This window comes from Methylobacterium sp. Leaf117, assembly GCF_001422985.1.
Taxonomy (GTDB): domain Bacteria; phylum Pseudomonadota; class Alphaproteobacteria; order Rhizobiales; family Beijerinckiaceae; genus Methylobacterium.
This window is the reverse complement of the sequence record NZ_LMNL01000034.1, coordinates 946,599-963,506: the sequence shown is the minus strand read 5'-3', so window position 1 is coordinate 963,506 and position 16,908 is coordinate 946,599. Positions and strand designations below refer to the sequence as shown.

The window sequence follows — 16,908 nt, the reverse complement described above, 5'->3', positions numbered from 1 at the left end:
TCGGCGGCACCGGCACGATCGGCGGCCTCGCGGTTCAGGCCGGCGCCGTGGTGGCGCCGGGCAATTCCATCGGCACCCTGACCGTCGCCGGCAACGCCGCCTTCGCGGCCGGCACGACCCTCCGGGTCGAGGCCGACGCCGACGGYCGGGCCGACCGCCTCRCCGTGGCCGGCACCGCGACGCTGGCGGGCGGCACCGTGCAGGTGCTGGCGGCCGATGGCGCCTACGCTCCGCGCACCCGCTACACCGTCCTGACCGCCGCCRRCGGCGTGCAGGGCCGGTTCGCCGGGGTCAGCGCCAACTTCGCCTTCCTGACGCCGACCCTCGGCTACGGCGCGAACGCGGTCGACCTGACCCTGACCCGCAACGACGTGGCCTTCTCCACCATCGCCCAGACCCGCAACCAGGGCGGCGTCGCCGACGCCATCCAGGCGGCGGGGGCCGGCAGCGCCCTCTACGGCCGCACCGTCGGCCTGAGCACGCCCGAGGCCCGGGCCGCCTTCGRGGCGCTCACCGGCGACATCCACGCCAGCGCCACCGCCGCCCAGTTCGAGACCGCCTTCTTCGTGCGCGAGGCCATCCTCGACCGCCTGCGCCGGGGGCCGGCCCCGGGCGCGGACGAGGCYGAGGATTACGGCGCCCTGCCGGCGACCTATAGCGCCGACCTGCCGGGCCGGGCCGCGCCCGTGGTGCCGGTGCCCATGCGGGTGCTCGACCCGCGSGTGTTCGGGCTCTGGGGCCAGGGCTTCGGCAGCTTCGGCCAGGCCCGCGGCGACGGCAACGCCGCCGCCCTCGCCCGCCAGACCTCCGGCTTCGTGCTCGGCGCCGATGTCCGCCTCGAGACCGGCTTCCGCCTCGGGTTCACCGGCGGCTACACCGTCACCAGCCTCGACAGCGCCGGGCGCCTGTCCTCCGGCACGATCCAGAGCGGCTTCGGCGGCGTCTATCCGGCTTCGTGCTCGGCGCCGATGTCCGCCTCGAGACCGGCTTCCGCCTCGGGTTCACCGGCGGCTACACCGTCACCAGCCTCGACAGCGCCGGGCGCCTGTCCTCCGGCACGATCCAGAGCGGCTTCGGCGGCATCTATGGCGGCTTCGAGCGCGGGCCCTTCGCCCTGCGTCTCGGCGCGGTCTATGCCGATCAGGCGAGCCACCTGCGCCGGAGCGTCACCTTCGCGGGCTTCTCCGACAGCGACACGGCCCGCTACGGCGGCTCCACCGTGCAGGGCTTCGGCGAGATCGGCTACCGGTTCGTGATGGCCCCGGCCCCGGCGCCCGCGCTCCAGCCGACCTACCTCGAGCCCTTCGTGGGCGGGGCCTACGTGTCGATCGGGCGCGACCGCTTCGCCGAGACGGGCGGGCTCGCGGCCCTGAGCGGCGCGGCCCAGACCACCGAGGTGGCGACCTCGACGGTGGGCGTGCGCGGCCAGACCAGCCTGGATCTGGGCGCCGGGGCGCCGGTGTCCCTGCACGGGCTGGTGNGCCCAGACCACCGAGGTGGCGACCTCGACGGTGGGCGTGCGCGGCCAGACCAGCCTGGATCTGGGCGCCGGGGCGCCGGTGTCCCTGCACGGGCTGGTGGGCTACCGCCGGGCCTACGGCGAGGTGGTGCCGAAGGCGCTCCTCAGCTTCGGCGCCGGTCCGGGCTTCCTGACGGCGGGCACGCCGATCAGCCGCGACGCCCTGGTGGCGCAGGCCGGCCTCGACGTGCGGGTGGGCCGCGCCACCACCCTGGGCGTGGCCTATACCGGCCAGGTCGGCGAACGCACCCAGGACCACGCCGTCAAGGGCAACTTCACCTACCGGTTCTGACAGGCGACCCACCGGGTCTGAGAAACAGGACGCGCGCCGCCGGACCCGATGGGTTCGCCGGCGTTCGGATTCCGAGCTCGCCCTTCGCCGGCGAGCCCGGGGGCGGCCGCACAACCGGCCGGAACGCGCCGCGAGCAGGGCGCGTTCGAAGGACACGGCGTTTCCACCGGGGTGCCGGCTCCCGCGAGCGGGAAAATCCTCTAGAGTGGTGTGCTTCAGAGTGGTGTACTTGGCGGGCTCCCCGACAAGAATGCCGCCGCGCAACGCCTCCTGTCCTTCTCACGCGAAGTCCCCGAACCTCCATGTGCGAACTGCTCGGCATGAGCGCGAACGTGCCCACGGACATCCGCTTTTCCTTCGCCGCCCTGGCCCGGCGCGGCGGCGAGACGGGTCCTCACGCGGACGGCTGGGGCATCAGCTTCTACGAAGGCCGCGGCGCGCGGGCCTTCCACGAGCCGGAGCCGAGCGCGCAATCGGAACTCGCCCGGCTCCTGCGACGGACGCCGATCAAGAGCCGCATCGTCATCGCGCATGTGCGCAAGGCCAATCGCGGCCGGGTCAACCTGGAGAACACCCATCCGTTCAGCCGGGAATTGTGGGGCCGGCGCTGGACCTTCGCGCATAACGGCCAGCTCAAGGGCGTGAAGAAGTGGCCGCTGACCTGGTTCAAGCCGGTCGGCTCCACCGACAGCGAGCACGCCTTCTGCTGGATGCTTGACCAGTTGCAGGCCCGCTGGCCCGACCTGCCGAGCCCCGCCCGCATCGACCGGGCGGTGGCGGACCTGTGCGCGGAGCTGCACGGCCTCGGCGTGTTCAACATGCTGCTGTCGGACAGCCGCACCCTCTACGCCCATTGCGGCAAGCGCCTGTGCTATCTCACGCGCTGCGCCCCCTTCGGCACCGCGACCCTGGTGGACGAGGACTGGCGGGTAGATTTCGCGCAGGAAACCGGGGCCCAGGACGTCGTCACGGTGATCGCCACCAAGGCGCTGACCCGCGACGAGTGCTGGACCGACGTCGAGCGCGGTCACGTTCTCTCCCTGCGCGACGGCGCCGTACGCATTCTGAAGCCGGCCGTGGCCCGGCGCATGTCCCGCCCCGAGCGCGTCCCCTCCCCCTGTGGCTGTTGATGCGGCCCCCCCTGCGACGGCCACGGTTGTCCGGCGGGATGCGTCAACCGCCCGGATGCGCTACAACGCGCGAAATCAGTGGACCGCGCGGGTGCTTCTCGGACACCTCGGGCCGACACCACACCTGACCGCGCCAGATTACGACGAGCCATGACACGCGACGTGACCGACACTGCCTCCGACGTTCTGTCGGCCTCCGCAGACGACAGGCCGAACCTGTCCTCGAATATTCGGACTCACCTCGGCGAGCACCTGCGCACGGTCTACGACCGCTTGCCCGCGGACGAGCAGCCGAGCCGCTTTGCCGAACTCATCGAGCAGCTCGAAGCTGCCCTCAAGGCGCGCGGCGAGGCGATCGAACCCGAGTTTCGCAACGGCCTGCTGGCGGCCGTGCCGTCCCTGCGTGCCTTCGCCCTGTCGCTGACCAGCAACCCGGCCCGCTCCGACGACCTCGTGCAGGACACCCTGCTGAAGGGCTGGCAACACCGGGCCCGGTTCCAGCCGGGCACCAACCTGAACGCCTGGCTGTTCACGATCCTGCGCAACATCTTCTATTCGGACCACCGCAAGCGCGTGCGCGAGGTCGAGGACCAGGACGGCTCCTACGCCGCCCGCCTCGCCACCGCCCCCCACCAGGGCGATCGTCTTGACGTCGAGGACCTCCAGACCGCCCTCGGCAAGCTGCCGCCGGACCAGCGCGAAGCCCTGGTTCTCGTCGGCGCCGAAGGCGTCTCCTACGAGGAGGCGGCCGCGATCATGGGTTGTAAGGTCGGCACCGTGAAGAGCCGGGTCAGCCGTGCCCGCGGGCGACTGGCCGAACTTCTCGGCTATGACGAGGAAGACCTCAGCTCCGACCGGCTGATCCAGTCGGCGATGCCGAAGGATGCATAAGGTCGGCCCGAGGCGGTCCTGAAGACGAAACCCGGCCTTAAGGATCGACGGACCCGCTGCAACTTTTGACGCATCCCTTCCGGGAGTTGGACGTTACTGCCCTGAACCCGGCAGCGCTTCACAGCGTCGCGGGACACTCGTTCAGGAGCGCCATCATGAACTTCAAGACCCTTCTCGCCGCCTCCGCCATCGCACTCACCCTGCCGATGGCCGCCCAGGCTCAGGGCCTCGTCCGCGGCGCCGAGCGCGGCGCACAGGACGGCGCCGATGCGGCCGGTCCGATCGGTGCCATCGTGGGTGGCGCCGTCGGCGCGGCGACCGGCACGGTCGGCGGCATCCTCGGCGTCGATGATCGCCCCCGCTTCCGCCAGTACGTCACCCGCGAGCGTCGCTCGTCCTATGACTACAATGGCGATGTCCGCGTCGGCGCCGTGCTGCCGAGCTCCGGCGTGAGCTATTACGACGTGCCCGCCGAGTACAACGCCCGCGGCGCCCGCTACACCATCGTCAACGAGCGTCCGGTTCTGGTGGATCGCAGCCACCGCATCGTCGAGGTCATCGACTAATCCTCGCCGACCAGGACACGCTCGGCCCCGCGACGACCGTCACGGTGGCCTAAGTCAGAAGGCTTTCGGCGAGGGTTTCGCCGGGAGCCTTTTTTCATGGTCGCGTCGTGGTTCGTCGTCGCATCGAAATTTGTGACCGGGCGATGGCGAGAGGTACGCCTCATTCCGGAATCCCCCCGCGCCGAACCTAACATAAAGCAACGGGAACGGGTGCAGCGATGCAACGCCCGCGGGCTTCAGCCGTTGCTTGGACAGTCCGACCTTCACGTACCCGTGTGCACGCATCCCTGCGCGACCGTCCGATTCCCGATCGATGCGAAGGAGTTTTCCCATGGCCGGTGACCTCCCCCCTGATCCTGCCCTGCCGGAGCCGGTGCGGGATCACCTCGGCCAGCAGCTGCGGTCAGTCTTCACCACCGACGAAGTCGTGCCCCAGTATCTCGGCGATCCGATGGTTCCGGAAGCCTTCGAGCCGCAGATCAAACGCCTCGAGGTCCGCCTGAAGACCCATGAGGAGGGTACGGGTGCCGTCGAGCAGGCTCTCGAAGATCTCCTTGGGGCAGACCTCTTGCCGGCGGGAGACGTTTTGCCAGGAGGAAACCTCTTTCCAGCAGGAAACCTCTTGCCAGGAGGCGACCTCGTGGCCGGCGAAGATTCCCTTCCGGGACAGGATCGCTCCGGTCGCAAGCCCGGCTTCGGCGAGGCCCGGTAGAAGCCGACGCGGTTCAGACTGCGGGTTTCGTCGCCAGGATATCGCGAATTTCGGCGAGCAGCTTCACGTCCGCCGGCACTTCGGCCACCGTCTCGGGCTTGGCCTCTTCCTTGCTGACCAGGCGGTTCATCGCCCGGATGACCAGGAACAGCACGAAGGCCACGATCATGAAATTGAGTGCCACGGTGATGAACTGCCCGTAGCCGATCACCGCGCCCTGCTTCTTGGCATCGGCATAGGCCGCGCCTTTCTGCACGCTCGACGACAGCGGGAGATAGTAGTTCGAGAAGTCGAGGCCGCCGGTAATCGCGCCGATCATCGGCATGAACACGTCCTGCACCGCCGACGTGACGATCGCCCCGAAGGCAGCGCCGATGATCACGCCGACGGCGAGGTCGACGACGTTGCCGCGCAGTGCGAACTTCTTGAATTCCTCGAGCATCAACCGGTCTCCGCTGGATTTGACCTGCAGGACGACGTCAGGCCGCGTGCAGCTTAGTCGAAGACAACCGCTGCGCGACAGCGCCGCCGGTCAGATGTCCACGGCCGGATCGCGCGCGGGTTTCAGCATTTCGACGGCATCGTCGGCAGTCTCCCCTGAGGCTGAGCCATGTGCTTCCGCCCTGGCCCGGCGGCGATACTGCGCCGCGCCGATCGGCAGGGTGACGAGGTAGCCCAGCGCCAGCGCCACCATCGCCTCGAACGGGAAGCTGATGAACAGGCCGAACCCGGCCACCACCACGAGGAAGATCGGCAGCACCCAGTCGCGGGGGACGCGCTTGCCCATGGTCTTGCCGGAAAAGGTCGGCACGGTGGAGACCACCAGCAGGGCGATGCACAGCATGTAGCCCAGCACCACGGGCGCCGCCCAATGCTCCATCGGCAGCCCCAGGAAGTTCAGGTAGAGCGGCAGCATCGCGGTGAGCGCCCCGGCGGGCGCCGGCATGCCGACGAAGAAGTCCTTCTTCCAGGCCGGGCGGTTCGGATCGTCCAGCATCGCGTTGAAGCGGGCCAGCCGCAGCGCCATCGCGATGGCGAAGATCAGGGCCACGATCCAGCCGACCGAACGCAGGTCCTTGAGAGCGAAGCCGTAGAGGATCAGCGCCGGTGCACAGCCGAAATTGACGAAGTCCGCCAGGGAATCGAGTTCCGCCCCGAAGCGCGAGGTGCCCTTCAGCATCCGCGCCACGCGCCCGTCGATGCCGTCCAGGAAAGCGGCGGCCACGATCGAGATCACGGCCGGCTCGAACTTGCCCTCGAAGGCGAGCCGGATCGCGGTCAACCCGAGGCAGAGCGCCATCAGGGTGATCATGTTGGGCGCGATCATCCGAAACGGCACCGGCTTGAAGCGGCGCGGGCGGGGCTCGTTGGCGTCGGGCGCGAAGGGCGGAAACAGATCGTCCATGGGATGCCTCAGATGCGGCGGAAGACGCGCTCGGGGCCGCCGGCGAGATCGGCCAGCACGGTCTCGCCGGCCACCGCCTTCTGGCCGAGCCCGACGAGCACACGGGTGCCGACCGGCAGATAAACGTCGACGCGCGAGCCGAAGCGGATGAGGCCGAAGCGCTCGCCGACGTTCAGGCTGTCATTGGCGTGGACCCAGCCGACGATGCGGCGGGCAACCAGACCGGCGATCTGCACCACGCCGATGCGGAGCGGCTCGCCCTTGTGCGTCGTTTCCATCACGAGGCCGTTGCGCTCGTTGTCGTCGCTGGCCTTGTCGAGCTCGGCGTTGAGAAACAGGCCCGGGGTGTAGTGGATCTGGCCGATGCGGCCGGTGACCGGCACCCGGTTCACGTGACAGTCGAACACGTTCATGAACACCGAGATGCGCAGCATCGGCTCCTGCGGCAGGTCGAGTTCCGGCGGAGGCAGCACCGTCGAGATCAGATTCACCCGGCCGTCGGCGGGGGAGACCACGAGGCCGTCGCCCACCGGGGTGATCCGCTCGGGATCGCGAAAGAAGTAGCATACCCACAGGGTCAGGATCAGGAAGATCCAGCCGAGGAACTGCGCGAAGTAGGCTCCGATCACCGTCAGCACGATGCCGATGACGATGAAGGGATAGCCCTCTTTGTGAATTGGCACGAGCGTCCGGCGAATCGTCTCGAGGAGGTCGGTCATGGGTGTTTTCGGAGCGCTCTCGTCTGATGGGCGGGCCGAAGCCGCCCCGGCCGGGGCCTTCTCATAAGGCACGCGGGCTGATCCGTCATACGCTTTCCGATCAGGGACGCGCGAGGCGTCCCGACGCGGTCTTCGATCCGGGACGCGCGAGGCGCCTGCGGACCGAAATGGCGAACCCGTCAGCCCTCGGCCTGCACCAGGGGCGCCAGGCGCGTCAGCCGCAGGGCGATGACGAGGGCGAGCCCGTAGAGGGTCGCGAAGAACGCCACCACGCCGACCCAGCCGGAATGGTCGAAGAACCAGCCGCCGGCCGTGCCAAGCACCGAGGAGCCGAGATAGTACAGGCACAGATAGATCGACGAGGCCTGGGCCCGGTCGCGCAGGGCTCGCCGGCCGACCCAACTGCTCGCCACCGAATGCGCCCCGAAGAACGCCACCGTGACCAGGACGATGCCGACGATGATCAGGGCGAGATGGCTCGACAGGGTCAGCCCGACGCCGACGAGCCCGAGCAGGATGGCGAGCCACAGCACCTTGCGCCGCCCGAGCCGGCTGGCGATTTCGCCGGTGAGGGCCGAGGAGACGGTTCCGAACAGGTAGACCACGAAGATCGCCCCGATGGCGCTCTGGCTCAGGGAGAACGGCGGCTCCAGCAGCCGGAAGCCGATGTAGTTGTAGATGCACACAAAGCCGCCCATCAGCAGGAAGGCTTCGGCGAAGAGCCAGGGCAGGCCGGGATCGCGGAAGTGGTGGGTGAAGGTGCCGGGCACGTCGCGCCAGCGCATCCGGTTGGCCCGGAAGCGGCGCGAATCCGGCAGCAGGTAGACGAAGGCGATGGCGGCCAGGAGCGCCAGCAGCCCGATGGTGCCAAGGCCCCAGCGCCAGGAGGCATGGTCGGCGATGATGCCGGCCAGCAGCCGCCCGACCATGCCGCCCGCCGCATTGCCGCCGATGAGCAGGCCCATCGACAGGCCGATGGCGCGCCCGTGCATTTCCTCGCCGAGATAGGCCATCGCCACCGCGGGCAGGCCGGACGCCGCGAGCCCCGTAAGGGCGCGCAGAGCCAGGAAGCCGTGCCAGCTCGGCACCAGGACGGCCACGATCGTGAGAAGGGCCGAGGCGAACAGCGACGCCACCATGATGGGCTTGCGCCCCCACACCTCCGAGAGCGGACTGACCACCAGGAGCGCGATCGCCAGCATGGCGCAGGGCAGCGACAGGGCGAGGCTGCTCTCGGCCGGCGAGACGGAAAAATCATCGGCGAAGACCGGGAGCAGCGGCTGCACCCCGTAGAGCACTGCGAAGGTGGAAAACCCGGCGGCGCCCAGGGCGACGGCGGTGCGACGGAAGGCGGGCGTTCCTGCCTCGATCAACCGCTCGCTCGCCTCGTCCATGCACGCTCCTGCGGGGTCGGCCCGGAGACCCGGACACCACGTTCTCGGCGCAGAGGGTCCCGCCGGCAGAAGGCAGGCTCCTCAATCCTCCGCAGCCGCCCCGGCTATATAGGCCGGTGCGGCGATCGGGAAACCGCCGCCCGGATGCGGCGTCCTAGGCCGCCCGGACCGTGGCGAGGAAGCGGGCGACCTCGGCGCCGAGATGCTCGGACTGGCGCGAGAGTTCGCTGGCGGAGGACAGCACCTGGGCGGCCGCGGCGCCGGTCTCCTCGGCGGCCCCCGCCACGCTCGCGATATTGGACGTCACCAGTTCGGTGCCGACCGCCGCCTGCGAGACGTTGCGGACGATCTCCTGGGTGGCCGCCCCCTGCTCCTCCACCGCCGCCGCGATGGTGGTCGACACTCCGCTGATCTCGCGGATCCGGTCGGTGATGCCGCCGATGGCCGTGACCGCCTGTCCGGTCGAGTCCTGGATCTGCCCGATCTGGGTTCCGATTTCCTCGGTGGCCCGGGCGGTCTGGTTGGCGAGTTCCTTCACCTCCGCCGCCACCACGGCAAAGCCCCGGCCCGCCTCGCCGGCGCGGGCTGCCTCGATGGTGGCGTTGAGCGCCAGCAGGTTGGTCTGGCCGGCGATCGTCGAAATCATCGCCACCACGTCGCCGATCCTGGTTGCGGCCGTGCTGAGATCCTGCACCAAGGTGGCCGTCCGCTCCGCCTCGCCGACCGCCGCCTGCGCGAGGTTGGCGGAGCCGACGACCTGACGCCCGATCTCCTGCACGGACGAACCGAGTTCCTCGGCCGCCGCCGCCACGGTGCTGACGTTCGAGGCAGCCTCCTCGGCGGCGGCGGCCACCGTGGTGGATTGGCTGGCGGTCTCGGTCGCGGTGCCGGACATGCTCTGGGCCGTTGCCTCCAGTTCGGTCGCCGCCGACGTCACCTGGGTGATGATGCCGCTCACGGCGCTCTCGAAATGATCGGCCATCCGCTGCATCCCGAGCCGGCGCTCCTCCTTCACGGCCAACTCGCGCGCCTCCTGTTGCTGCCGCAGGGTCTCCGTCTCCAGCAGGTTGTCGCGGAAGACCGCCAGGGCCGCGGCCATCGCGCCGATCTCGTTGCGGCTGGACGAGTAGGGTATCTCCCTCGCCAGATCGCCGCCCGCGACCGCCGCCATCGCGCCGGTGATCCGGGCGATCGGACGTGTCACGCCGTAAAGGACGAACACCGCACCGCAGACGCCCATCAGGAGCGAGATACCGCCCACCGCGACCGTGAGCCAATAGGCGTTGTGGTAGTTGATCTTCGAGGCGGCGTCCGCCTCGACGGCCCCGCGGTCGTTGTGGGTGACATCGTCGTCGATGACCTTCATCAGCTCCTGGTAAGCCGGCCGCGTCATCTCGAACGCGTCGACCATGGCGTTCTGGTCACCGGCCCGGAACGAGGCGAGAAACGCGGCGCGCCGCTCGTCATACTCGGCGTAGCGCTTGGCGATGTCGTCGGCGATCGCCCGCTCCTCAGGGCTGGCGATGAAGGGCTGATACGTCTTCAGAGCCGTTTCGACGGCCTTCTCGCGTTCCGCATTGAGCTTTTCGAGCGACGGCGCCGATTCGCGCCCCATGACATACCGAGCATCGACAATCCGTAGATTCGTGACGGCGAATTTGATTTCGCCCAAGCTTCGAACGCTCGGCATCAATTCCCCAGAAAGTTTCATCGAACTTGCCCGGATTCTCTCCAGGCTTGTGATGGCAATCCCTCCCTGAATGACCAAGGCGGCGATGACGGAACCGATGATCGAGATCAACATCCACTTCAGCTTGATAGCCATGATCTTTTATCACCTTCTAATATTCTGTCATGTCTGCGTTTTCCAGAACATAGCAGGTCCTTAAAGACCATCTAAAGTGAAACTTTATCAATTAAAAAATCGATAATCCGGACGAGAGCCACGACAAAGATCGCGGTTTTATTACGCCCCCTGGGTCGTGGTGATCCGCGTCCCCAGTCCGTCGGTTCGCGGCCTGCGGTTTCCGGGGGGAGCGATCCTGCGGGACGGTCGGCAGGATGAGGGCAGCGCGGGAGCGATTCGAACGGATCAACACCCAGGCACAATGGACCTCTCGCGGGCAGGCCCCAGAACGGAACAGGCCGGCTCGCGAAGGGAGCCGGCCTGGAAGTTCCGTCGAGATGGCCTGCGTGCCCCGTCCGAGACGCACCTTCACAGGTTCGTTCGGATTCGTCGCGTCCGGCCGATCAACCGGCGAAACGGGGTCGGAGAGACGAGCCGGCGTGCAGCGCTCAGGCCGCCCGGGTGGTGGCGAGGAAGCGAGCGACCTCACCGCTGAGCCGCTCGGACTGTCGCGACAGCTCCGAAGCCGAGGCCAGGACCTGGGACGAGGCAGCGCCGGTCTCCTCCGCGGCGCGGGCCACGGTCGAGATCTTGTCCGTCACCTGACCGGTGCCCACGGCTGCCTGGGCCACGTTGCGGACGATCTCCTGGGTGGCCGCCCCCTGCTCCTCGACGGCCGCCGCGATGGAATTGGCCACGCCGCTGATCTCCTGAATCCGGGTCCGGATGTCGCCGATGGCCGATACGGCCTGGCCGGTCGAGGCCTGGATGCGCGTGATCTGATCGCCGATCTCTTCGGTGGCCCGGGCGGTCTGGTTGGCGAGCTCCTTCACCTCGGCCGCCACCACGGCGAAACCGCGGCCCGCCTCGCCGGCCCGGGCCGCCTCGATCGTGGCGTTGAGCGCCAGCAGGTTGGTCTGCCCGGCAATGGTCGAGATCATCGCCACCACGTCGCCGATCTTGGTCGCGGCCATGCTGAGATCGCCGATCAGCGCAGCCGTCTGGTCCGCCTCGCCGACCGCGATCTGCGCCAAGGTGGCGGAGCCGTCGACCTGGCGTCCGATCTCCTGCACGGATGAGCCGAGTTGCTCGGCCGCCGCCGCTACGGTGTTGACGTTCGAGGCCGCCGCTTCCGCCGCCGCCGCGACGCCGCCCGATTGCTGCGCGGTCTCACCGGCGGTCCCCGACATCATGCCCGCCGTCGCCTGCAGCTCGGTGGCCGCCGACGTCACCATGCCGACGATGCCGCTGACCGCCTGCTCGAAACCGTCCGCCAGCTCGTGCATCGTCGCCTTGCGTCGTGCCGCGTTGGCGGCCTCGAGGTTCGCCTGCTCACCCCGCATGTGCTCCGCCTCGACGAGACCGTCGCGGAAGATCGCGAGGCACGCCGCCATCTCACCGATCTCGTTGCGGTTCGTCGCATGGGGGATTTCGATGGTGAGCCGGCCCACGGCGATGGTCCGCATGGCGCCGGTGATGCGGGTGATCGGACGGGTGACGCCCAGGAGTACGAAGAGGATGCCGCCGAGGCCGAGCAGGACGGAGCCGCCGCAGACCACCAGCGTCATCCAGATCGCGGTCGCATAGGTCCGCTCTGCGGTTGCCTGCGCAGTCAGGGCGCCCTGATTGTTCAAATCCGCATCGCGATCGACCGTCGTGATGAGTTGGTCGAAGACGGTCCGCGAGCGCGCGAACAGGCTCTCGGCACTCGGGATGTCACCGCTCCGCAGGAGAGCGGGAAAGCCGCGACGAAGGTCCTCATACCGTGCGAAGGTACCGACGATGTCGGTCCACAGCGCCTTTTCCTCGGGGCTGCTGATGAGAGTCTCGTAGGTGCGCATCGCGGTGGCGACGGCCTGCCTGCGCGTGGCCTCGACCTGCAACAGCTCGGCCGGCGCTTCCTTCCCATGCATATACCGGGCGTCGAGCAGGCGCAGCCGCGTCAAACTGTACTTGAATTCACCTAAGGCGCGCACGCTCGGAAGCCAGTTAGCCGCAATATCCACTACTCCAGAATTAACAGTACGAATGTTTGCAACAGCAAACCACCCCTGCGCACCAAGACCCAGCATCATGACTGACAGGATCGTGATCAGTGTTGACTTGAGAGACAGTCGCATCGACGGAGGGGCGCGTTGGAAATGCTATCCGGCCTGCGGCGCACAGGAGGGACAGGTCGGCGAAGACCACTATTCCCTATGGCGCCGAACTAAACATTTGATGAATAGAGCCGGCTTTTCCAATTCTTCCCGCCGGGTCGTGCCGATAGCCCTCCCCTTTCTCCAATCCATCGAAGACTGGCCGATGCGGGCGCGGAGCGGGCGACCGGAGGCTTTCGGACCCCGGTCGCCGCATCCTGGTTTCAGCGTGGAGGCGCCGCCTCGCCCTGCTGCTGGATCAGCGGCGTGATACGGCGGACGGTCACCCGCCGGTTCTCGCGCGCGGCGTTCTGCGTGTTCACCTTCAGGTTCTGCTCGCCATAACCCTGCGTGGTCAGGTTCTCGGGCGGCACCTGGAAGGTCTGCGTCAGCACGGTGGCCACCGACTGCGCGCGGCGGTCGGAGAGCGAGAGGTTGTCGACGTCGGCCCCCACCGCGTCGGTGTATCCCTCGATGAGGAACACCTCCTGCGAATTGGCCTTGATCGCCCGGTTCATCGCCGCCGCGATGGTGGCGAGGCGCGCGGCCTGATCCGGCGTCACCGTGAACGAGCCGGTGTCGAAGTTGATGGTATCGATGTCCACGCTGCGCATACGGGCGCGCAGCTGCGGGCTGTAGCGCACCTGATCGAGGGTGTAGCGCCGGTCGACCGCCACCACCGGTGGGGCCGACAGGGCCTCGTAGACGGCACCCTCATCCGCTCCGTCGTAATCGACAACGTAGCGATTGCGGGGGATGCGGATGTCCGGCGGCGGCAGTTCGACCACGTCGTCGTAGATCGGCCGGCGCACGCCCCCGCCGAAGCTGTTGTCGATGATCACGACCTCGCGCCCGTCCCGGAAGCGGCGGGAGCGGCGTACGAGACGGCCGTCATCATCCACGATGGTGACGATCTGCTCGCCGCCGGGGCGGCCGAGATACGTGATGGTGTCGCCGCCGCGCCGTTCGCTGCGATAGGCCCGCCGGTCCAGATCGCGGAAACGCTCGTTCTCGTCGTGACGGATGAAGTAGGTGTCGCGATCACGCACGATGATGCGGCCGGGCTCGCGGATGTAGGTCCGCCCGCCTTCCGAGAACTCGCGCCGGTCGCGGCGGACCTGATCGTAGTCGCGGACATCGTCGTCATCCCGGAACCCGCCCGGCACGTAGCCCGGGCGCCCCGGCGCGTTGAAGCCGGTGCGAGGCTCGCGCCGTTCGAAGGCGTCCCGCCGCTCGCGGTCCTCTCGACGATCGTCGATGCCTCCGGCGCGTGGATCACCGGAATCACGGCGATCGACACCGTCGCGCCGGGTCTCGGCCGGCCGGGAATCGGACCGAACCGCATCGTCGCGATTCAGCTCGCGGGATCCCTGGGCGGGACCGTCCCGGTCAGGGCGGGATTCGACGGGATTCGCACCCGCACCGGGACGCCCGTCCGGACGCTGCGGGTCCGGGTTCGGAGCACCCGGCGGCGTGAACGGACGGCCGGGTACGCCCGGCCGGGCATTCGGGGCGACCGGTGCCGGCGGATTGGCGTCCGGGGCGGGTGCACGCGGCTCTGCGGGCGGGTTCGGGCGCGCGGGCTGCGTGGCTCCCGGGACGGTCGGGCTGGCGGGGTTCGCCGGATTGCGGATCTCGGGCGCGGTCGGTGTCGGAGCCGGGGCTTGGCGAAGCTGGGGTTGCGCGGGGCGGGCAGGTTCGGATGCGGTGGGACGCTCGGGTGCATTCGGCCGCTCGGGAGACCGCTCGCGTGCGGCCGGCGGCGCACCGGAGCGCTCGCCCGGCGCTTCGGAACCGGGCGCGCGACGATTCTGCGTCGGATCGCGATCGGGTGCCCCGCCGCGCTCCTCCCGCGCCGGGCGATCTTCACGCGTCGGCCGTTCCGGGCGCTCCTGGCGCGGCTCCGGGCGCTCTTGGCGGGGTTCCGGGCGTTCCTGGCGAGGCTCAGGACGGGGTGCCGAACGCTCGGGGCGAGGTTCGGGACGCTCTTGGCGAGGTTCGGGACGCTCTTGGCGCGGCTCCGGGCGTTCCTGGCGCGGTTCAGGGCGCTCCTGGCGCGGCTCGGGACGGGGTGCCGAACGCTCGGGGCGGGGTTCGGGACGCTCCTGGCGCGGCTCGGGTCGTTCTCGACCGCCCGGCGGTTGGCCTCCGCGCGGCCCTTCACCCCCGCGAGGTCCTTCACCCCCCCGAGGTCCTTCACCCGGCCCGCCTTGGGCCAGCAGGATCGCCCCGCCCGGGACGGTATCCGGCCGAGCAGAGCTGGGTCCGGACAGCAGGAGCGCAGGGAGAACCGTGCCGGTCAGCAGGAGGTGGCGGATGCGCCGCATCGAAGGTCACTCACGTCGTTGATGTGGCCTTCGGAACAGAATGCGAGCCGGATGGTTCCCGATACCGAGCATGGCCGTCCGCCTCTCCGGACGGCTTGGCGTCAGGGCACTCGGCCCCGGATCTCCCAGCCCCGGAGCTCTTGGAACCGGAACTCTTGGAACCGGAACTCCTCGAACCGGATCTTCTGACCTCCGATATCCTGGCGTTATTGCACGCCCTGGCGCGTCGCCGTCGAGAAGAGGTTCGGGGCGATGATCCGCACCGGCTGGCGCTCCTCGCCGGCGGCCGGGCTCGTGGCGGCTGGTACCGGCGCAGCCGCACTGTCCGTCGCCCCGGCGGCACGGCGGCTGGCGACGTCGGCCGCGAGTTCCGCGGCGGTCTTGTCGGCCCGGCCCACCAGGGTGAGGCGCACCTTGGGCGGACGCGACAGGGCCTCGGCCTGCATCGGCGTGACGAAGATGTCGCCCTTGTGCCGCACCAGCATGCTCTCGGCCTTGACCAGCGACTGCGCCCAGGTCTGTCCCTCGCGCTTGCACGAGCAGTTCGGCGTGAAGGACGTGCGGAACTTGAAGGCGTTCGGCAGGGCCGTGTAGGCACGGCTCCCCTTCAGGGTTGCGGCCTGCTTGAGGGCCTCGTCCCCGTGGGGCATCGAGTAGGCGGCGGCCTCGGCCCCGGGGCAGAGCGCCTGGCACAGCTCGTCCGCGCCCTCGCGCCCGTCCGGAAGATTGTTCATCGGAAAGTAGGCGCCGTCACAGGTGCGGACGCAGACCACCTGCGAGCCACCCCGCGCACGCGCCTCCCCGGCCGGCCCGTCGGCCTTGAGGAGGGTGCGGCTCGCCGCATCGGTGCAGGTGGCGGCGATGGCCTCGGTCAGCTGCCGGCGGCGCGCGGCCGTGACCTCGCCGTTCTCGGCGCCGTAACCGGCATTGAGGGCGCGGATGCGCTGCTCGACCGCGCCGCATTGCGGGGGGCGGGAATCGAAGAACAGGAACTTGCCACCCTCGCAGCTGAGCGTGCGGTAATAGGCGTTCAGTCGCCCGATCTCATTCTGCAGCGCCCGCGCGGTGCTGGCTCCGTCGCTGAGGCTCGCGAGTTCGGAGCGGTAGCGCAGGCAGGCCGCATTCTGCGCCTCGGCGGCCCCCGTCATCGCCAGGGCGACAGGAAGGGCGGCAAGGACGCCGGCGAGCACCCGGACGAGCGTGCGGATCTGGAGAGGGATCAGCGGCATGGCCTGATTGCGAAGGATGGCGGGACGCCGCCGCACGGAATCCGACGGCGGATCTCGGCGAAGCGATGGCGAACGAGGACAACACACGTTACTTAGCGACCCTCGCACGGCGGCGACACCCTTCCCACATGCGCCCCGAACAAACCGAGGGGAATGATACGATGATGTGGCTTCGGGGTCTCACAGGCTGCGCGCTGGCGTTGGGGCTCGGCCTCGTCGCACATCCGGTGCGGGCGGACGATGCGGATCGCATCTTCGACAAGTCGACCGTGTGGCGCCCGCTCACGCCCAACGACAAGCTGGTGGTCTACGGGATCGACGATCCGTCCGTAGCCGGCGTCGCCTGCTGGTATACGCAGCCGGAGAAGGGCGGCATCAAGGGCACGCTCGGCCTCGCCGAGGATGTCTCCGACATTTCGCTGGCCTGTCGACAGGTCGGCCCGGTGCAGTTCAAGGAGAAGTTCAAGCAGGGTGCAGTGGTGTTCAGCGAGCGGCGTTCGCTGATCTTCAAGTCGATGCAGATCGTGCGGGGCTGCGACGCCAAGCGCAATACGCTGATCTACATGGTCTATTCGGACAAGGTCATCCAGGGGTCACCCAAGAACTCGACCTCGGCCGTGCCGCTGATGCCCTGGGGCACCGAACCGCCGCCGCGCTGCGACGCCTTCATGGAGAAGTAGACCGCCTGTGGAAGCCGGCCCCGTGGCGGGGTCGGCGACCAGGCGCAAGAGCGTCGGTGG

The 16,908-nt window shown here is 69.0% G+C and carries 14 protein-coding genes and 1 pseudogene; 7 read left to right on the top strand and 8 right to left on the bottom strand.

Annotated features, from left to right (window positions below; genetic code table 11):
• The 6 genes and pseudogenes from ASF57_RS19015 to ASF57_RS18990 all read left to right on the top strand — a co-directional run.
• Positions 1 to 1,256: autotransporter outer membrane beta-barrel domain-containing protein (locus tag ASF57_RS19015; RefSeq protein ID WP_244477009.1), on the top strand; the 1,256-nt coding region annotated here is incomplete at its 5' end.
• 225 nt (positions 1,257 to 1,481) lie between these two features.
• The coding region (locus tag ASF57_RS25965) for an autotransporter outer membrane beta-barrel domain-containing protein (protein ID WP_156376241.1) at positions 1,482 to 1,811 on the top strand (330 nt) is incomplete at its 5' end.
• A 302-nt stretch (positions 1,812 to 2,113) separates the two neighbouring features.
• Complete coding sequence (locus ASF57_RS19005; protein ID WP_056187975.1) at positions 2,114 to 2,941, top strand: class II glutamine amidotransferase; 828 nt, start codon at positions 2,114 to 2,116, stop codon at positions 2,939 to 2,941.
• A gap of 150 nt (positions 2,942 to 3,091) precedes the next feature.
• Positions 3,092 to 3,832 (top strand): NepR family anti-sigma factor, encoded by a 741-nt coding sequence (locus ASF57_RS19000; RefSeq protein ID WP_056187973.1) that lies wholly within the window; start codon positions 3,092 to 3,094, stop codon positions 3,830 to 3,832.
• Between the two features lie 155 nt (positions 3,833 to 3,987).
• A complete protein-coding gene (locus tag ASF57_RS18995) occupies positions 3,988 to 4,398 on the top strand; it encodes a DUF1236 domain-containing protein (protein WP_056187970.1) in 411 nt (136 codons plus the stop codon).
• Positions 4,399 to 4,729: 331 nt separating this feature from the next.
• Positions 4,730 to 4,960 (top strand): annotated as a pseudogene (locus tag ASF57_RS18990) (hypothetical protein); the annotation flags it as partial.
• Between the two features lie 163 nt (positions 4,961 to 5,123).
• On the opposite strand, the gene mscL reads toward ASF57_RS18990, so the two are convergent.
• The 8 genes from mscL to ASF57_RS18950 form a co-directional block, all read right to left on the bottom strand.
• Entirely contained in the window at positions 5,124 to 5,552 is a 429-nt protein-coding gene (gene mscL / locus ASF57_RS18985; RefSeq protein ID WP_056187966.1) for a large conductance mechanosensitive channel protein MscL, read from the bottom strand.
• A 90-nt stretch (positions 5,553 to 5,642) separates the two neighbouring features.
• Entirely contained in the window at positions 5,643 to 6,515 is an 873-nt protein-coding gene (locus tag ASF57_RS18980; RefSeq protein ID WP_056485905.1) for a phosphatidylcholine/phosphatidylserine synthase, read from the bottom strand.
• Between the two features lie 8 nt (positions 6,516 to 6,523).
• Positions 6,524 to 7,234 carry a phosphatidylserine decarboxylase gene (locus ASF57_RS18975; RefSeq protein WP_056187959.1) on the bottom strand — a complete coding sequence of 237 codons (711 nt, stop codon included), beginning with the start codon at positions 7,232 to 7,234 and terminating at the stop codon, positions 6,524 to 6,526.
• Positions 7,235 to 7,413: 179 nt separating this feature from the next.
• Positions 7,414 to 8,628, bottom strand: a complete 1,215-nt coding sequence (locus tag ASF57_RS18970) for an MFS transporter (RefSeq protein WP_056485903.1) — start codon at positions 8,626 to 8,628, stop codon at positions 7,414 to 7,416.
• Between the two features lie 154 nt (positions 8,629 to 8,782).
• The gene (locus tag ASF57_RS18965; protein ID WP_244477025.1) at positions 8,783 to 10,432 is read right to left on the bottom strand and encodes a methyl-accepting chemotaxis protein; all 1,650 of its coding nucleotides are present in this window, start codon (positions 10,430 to 10,432) and stop codon (positions 8,783 to 8,785) included.
• 491 nt (positions 10,433 to 10,923) lie between these two features.
• Positions 10,924 to 12,594: a methyl-accepting chemotaxis protein gene (locus tag ASF57_RS18960; protein WP_056485897.1), complete on the bottom strand. Its 1,671-nt coding sequence runs from the start codon at positions 12,592 to 12,594 to the stop codon at positions 10,924 to 10,926.
• Between the two features lie 242 nt (positions 12,595 to 12,836).
• Complete coding sequence (locus ASF57_RS27390) at positions 12,837 to 13,778, bottom strand: OmpA family protein (protein ID WP_348528136.1); 942 nt, start codon at positions 13,776 to 13,778, stop codon at positions 12,837 to 12,839.
• Between the two features lie 1,367 nt (positions 13,779 to 15,145).
• Positions 15,146 to 16,168, bottom strand: coding sequence for a DUF2865 domain-containing protein (locus tag ASF57_RS18950; RefSeq protein ID WP_082504170.1), 1,023 nt, complete (start codon positions 16,166 to 16,168; stop codon positions 15,146 to 15,148).
• Positions 16,169 to 16,329: 161 nt separating this feature from the next.
• Here ASF57_RS18950 and ASF57_RS18945 point away from each other — a divergent pair, with 161 nt between their 5' ends.
• Complete coding sequence (locus ASF57_RS18945; RefSeq protein WP_056485888.1) at positions 16,330 to 16,848, top strand: CreA family protein; 519 nt, start codon at positions 16,330 to 16,332, stop codon at positions 16,846 to 16,848.
• Positions 16,849 to 16,908 lie beyond the last annotated feature (60 nt).

Coding starts and splice junctions, on each gene's coding strand:
- ASF57_RS18945 (WP_056485888.1), top strand. CDS start 16,330: ATGATGTGGCTTCGGGGTCTCACAGGCTGCGCGCTGGCGTTGGGGCTC.
- ASF57_RS18950 (WP_082504170.1), bottom strand. CDS start 16,168: ATGCCGCTGATCCCTCTCCAGATCCGCACGCTCGTCCGGGTGCTCGCC.
- ASF57_RS18965 (WP_244477025.1), bottom strand. CDS start 10,432: ATGTTGATCTCGATCATCGGTTCCGTCATCGCCGCCTTGGTCATTCAG.
- ASF57_RS18980 (WP_056485905.1), bottom strand. CDS start 6,515: ATGGACGATCTGTTTCCGCCCTTCGCGCCCGACGCCAACGAGCCCCGC.
- ASF57_RS18995 (WP_056187970.1), top strand. CDS start 3,988: ATGAACTTCAAGACCCTTCTCGCCGCCTCCGCCATCGCACTCACCCTG.
- ASF57_RS18970 (WP_056485903.1), bottom strand. CDS start 8,628: ATGGACGAGGCGAGCGAGCGGTTGATCGAGGCAGGAACGCCCGCCTTC.
- ASF57_RS19005 (WP_056187975.1), top strand. CDS start 2,114: ATGTGCGAACTGCTCGGCATGAGCGCGAACGTGCCCACGGACATCCGC.
- ASF57_RS18960 (WP_056485897.1), bottom strand. CDS start 12,594: ATGCGACTGTCTCTCAAGTCAACACTGATCACGATCCTGTCAGTCATG.
- ASF57_RS19000 (WP_056187973.1), top strand. CDS start 3,092: ATGACACGCGACGTGACCGACACTGCCTCCGACGTTCTGTCGGCCTCC.
- mscL (WP_056187966.1), bottom strand. CDS start 5,552: ATGCTCGAGGAATTCAAGAAGTTCGCACTGCGCGGCAACGTCGTCGAC.
- ASF57_RS18975 (WP_056187959.1), bottom strand. CDS start 7,234: ATGACCGACCTCCTCGAGACGATTCGCCGGACGCTCGTGCCAATTCAC.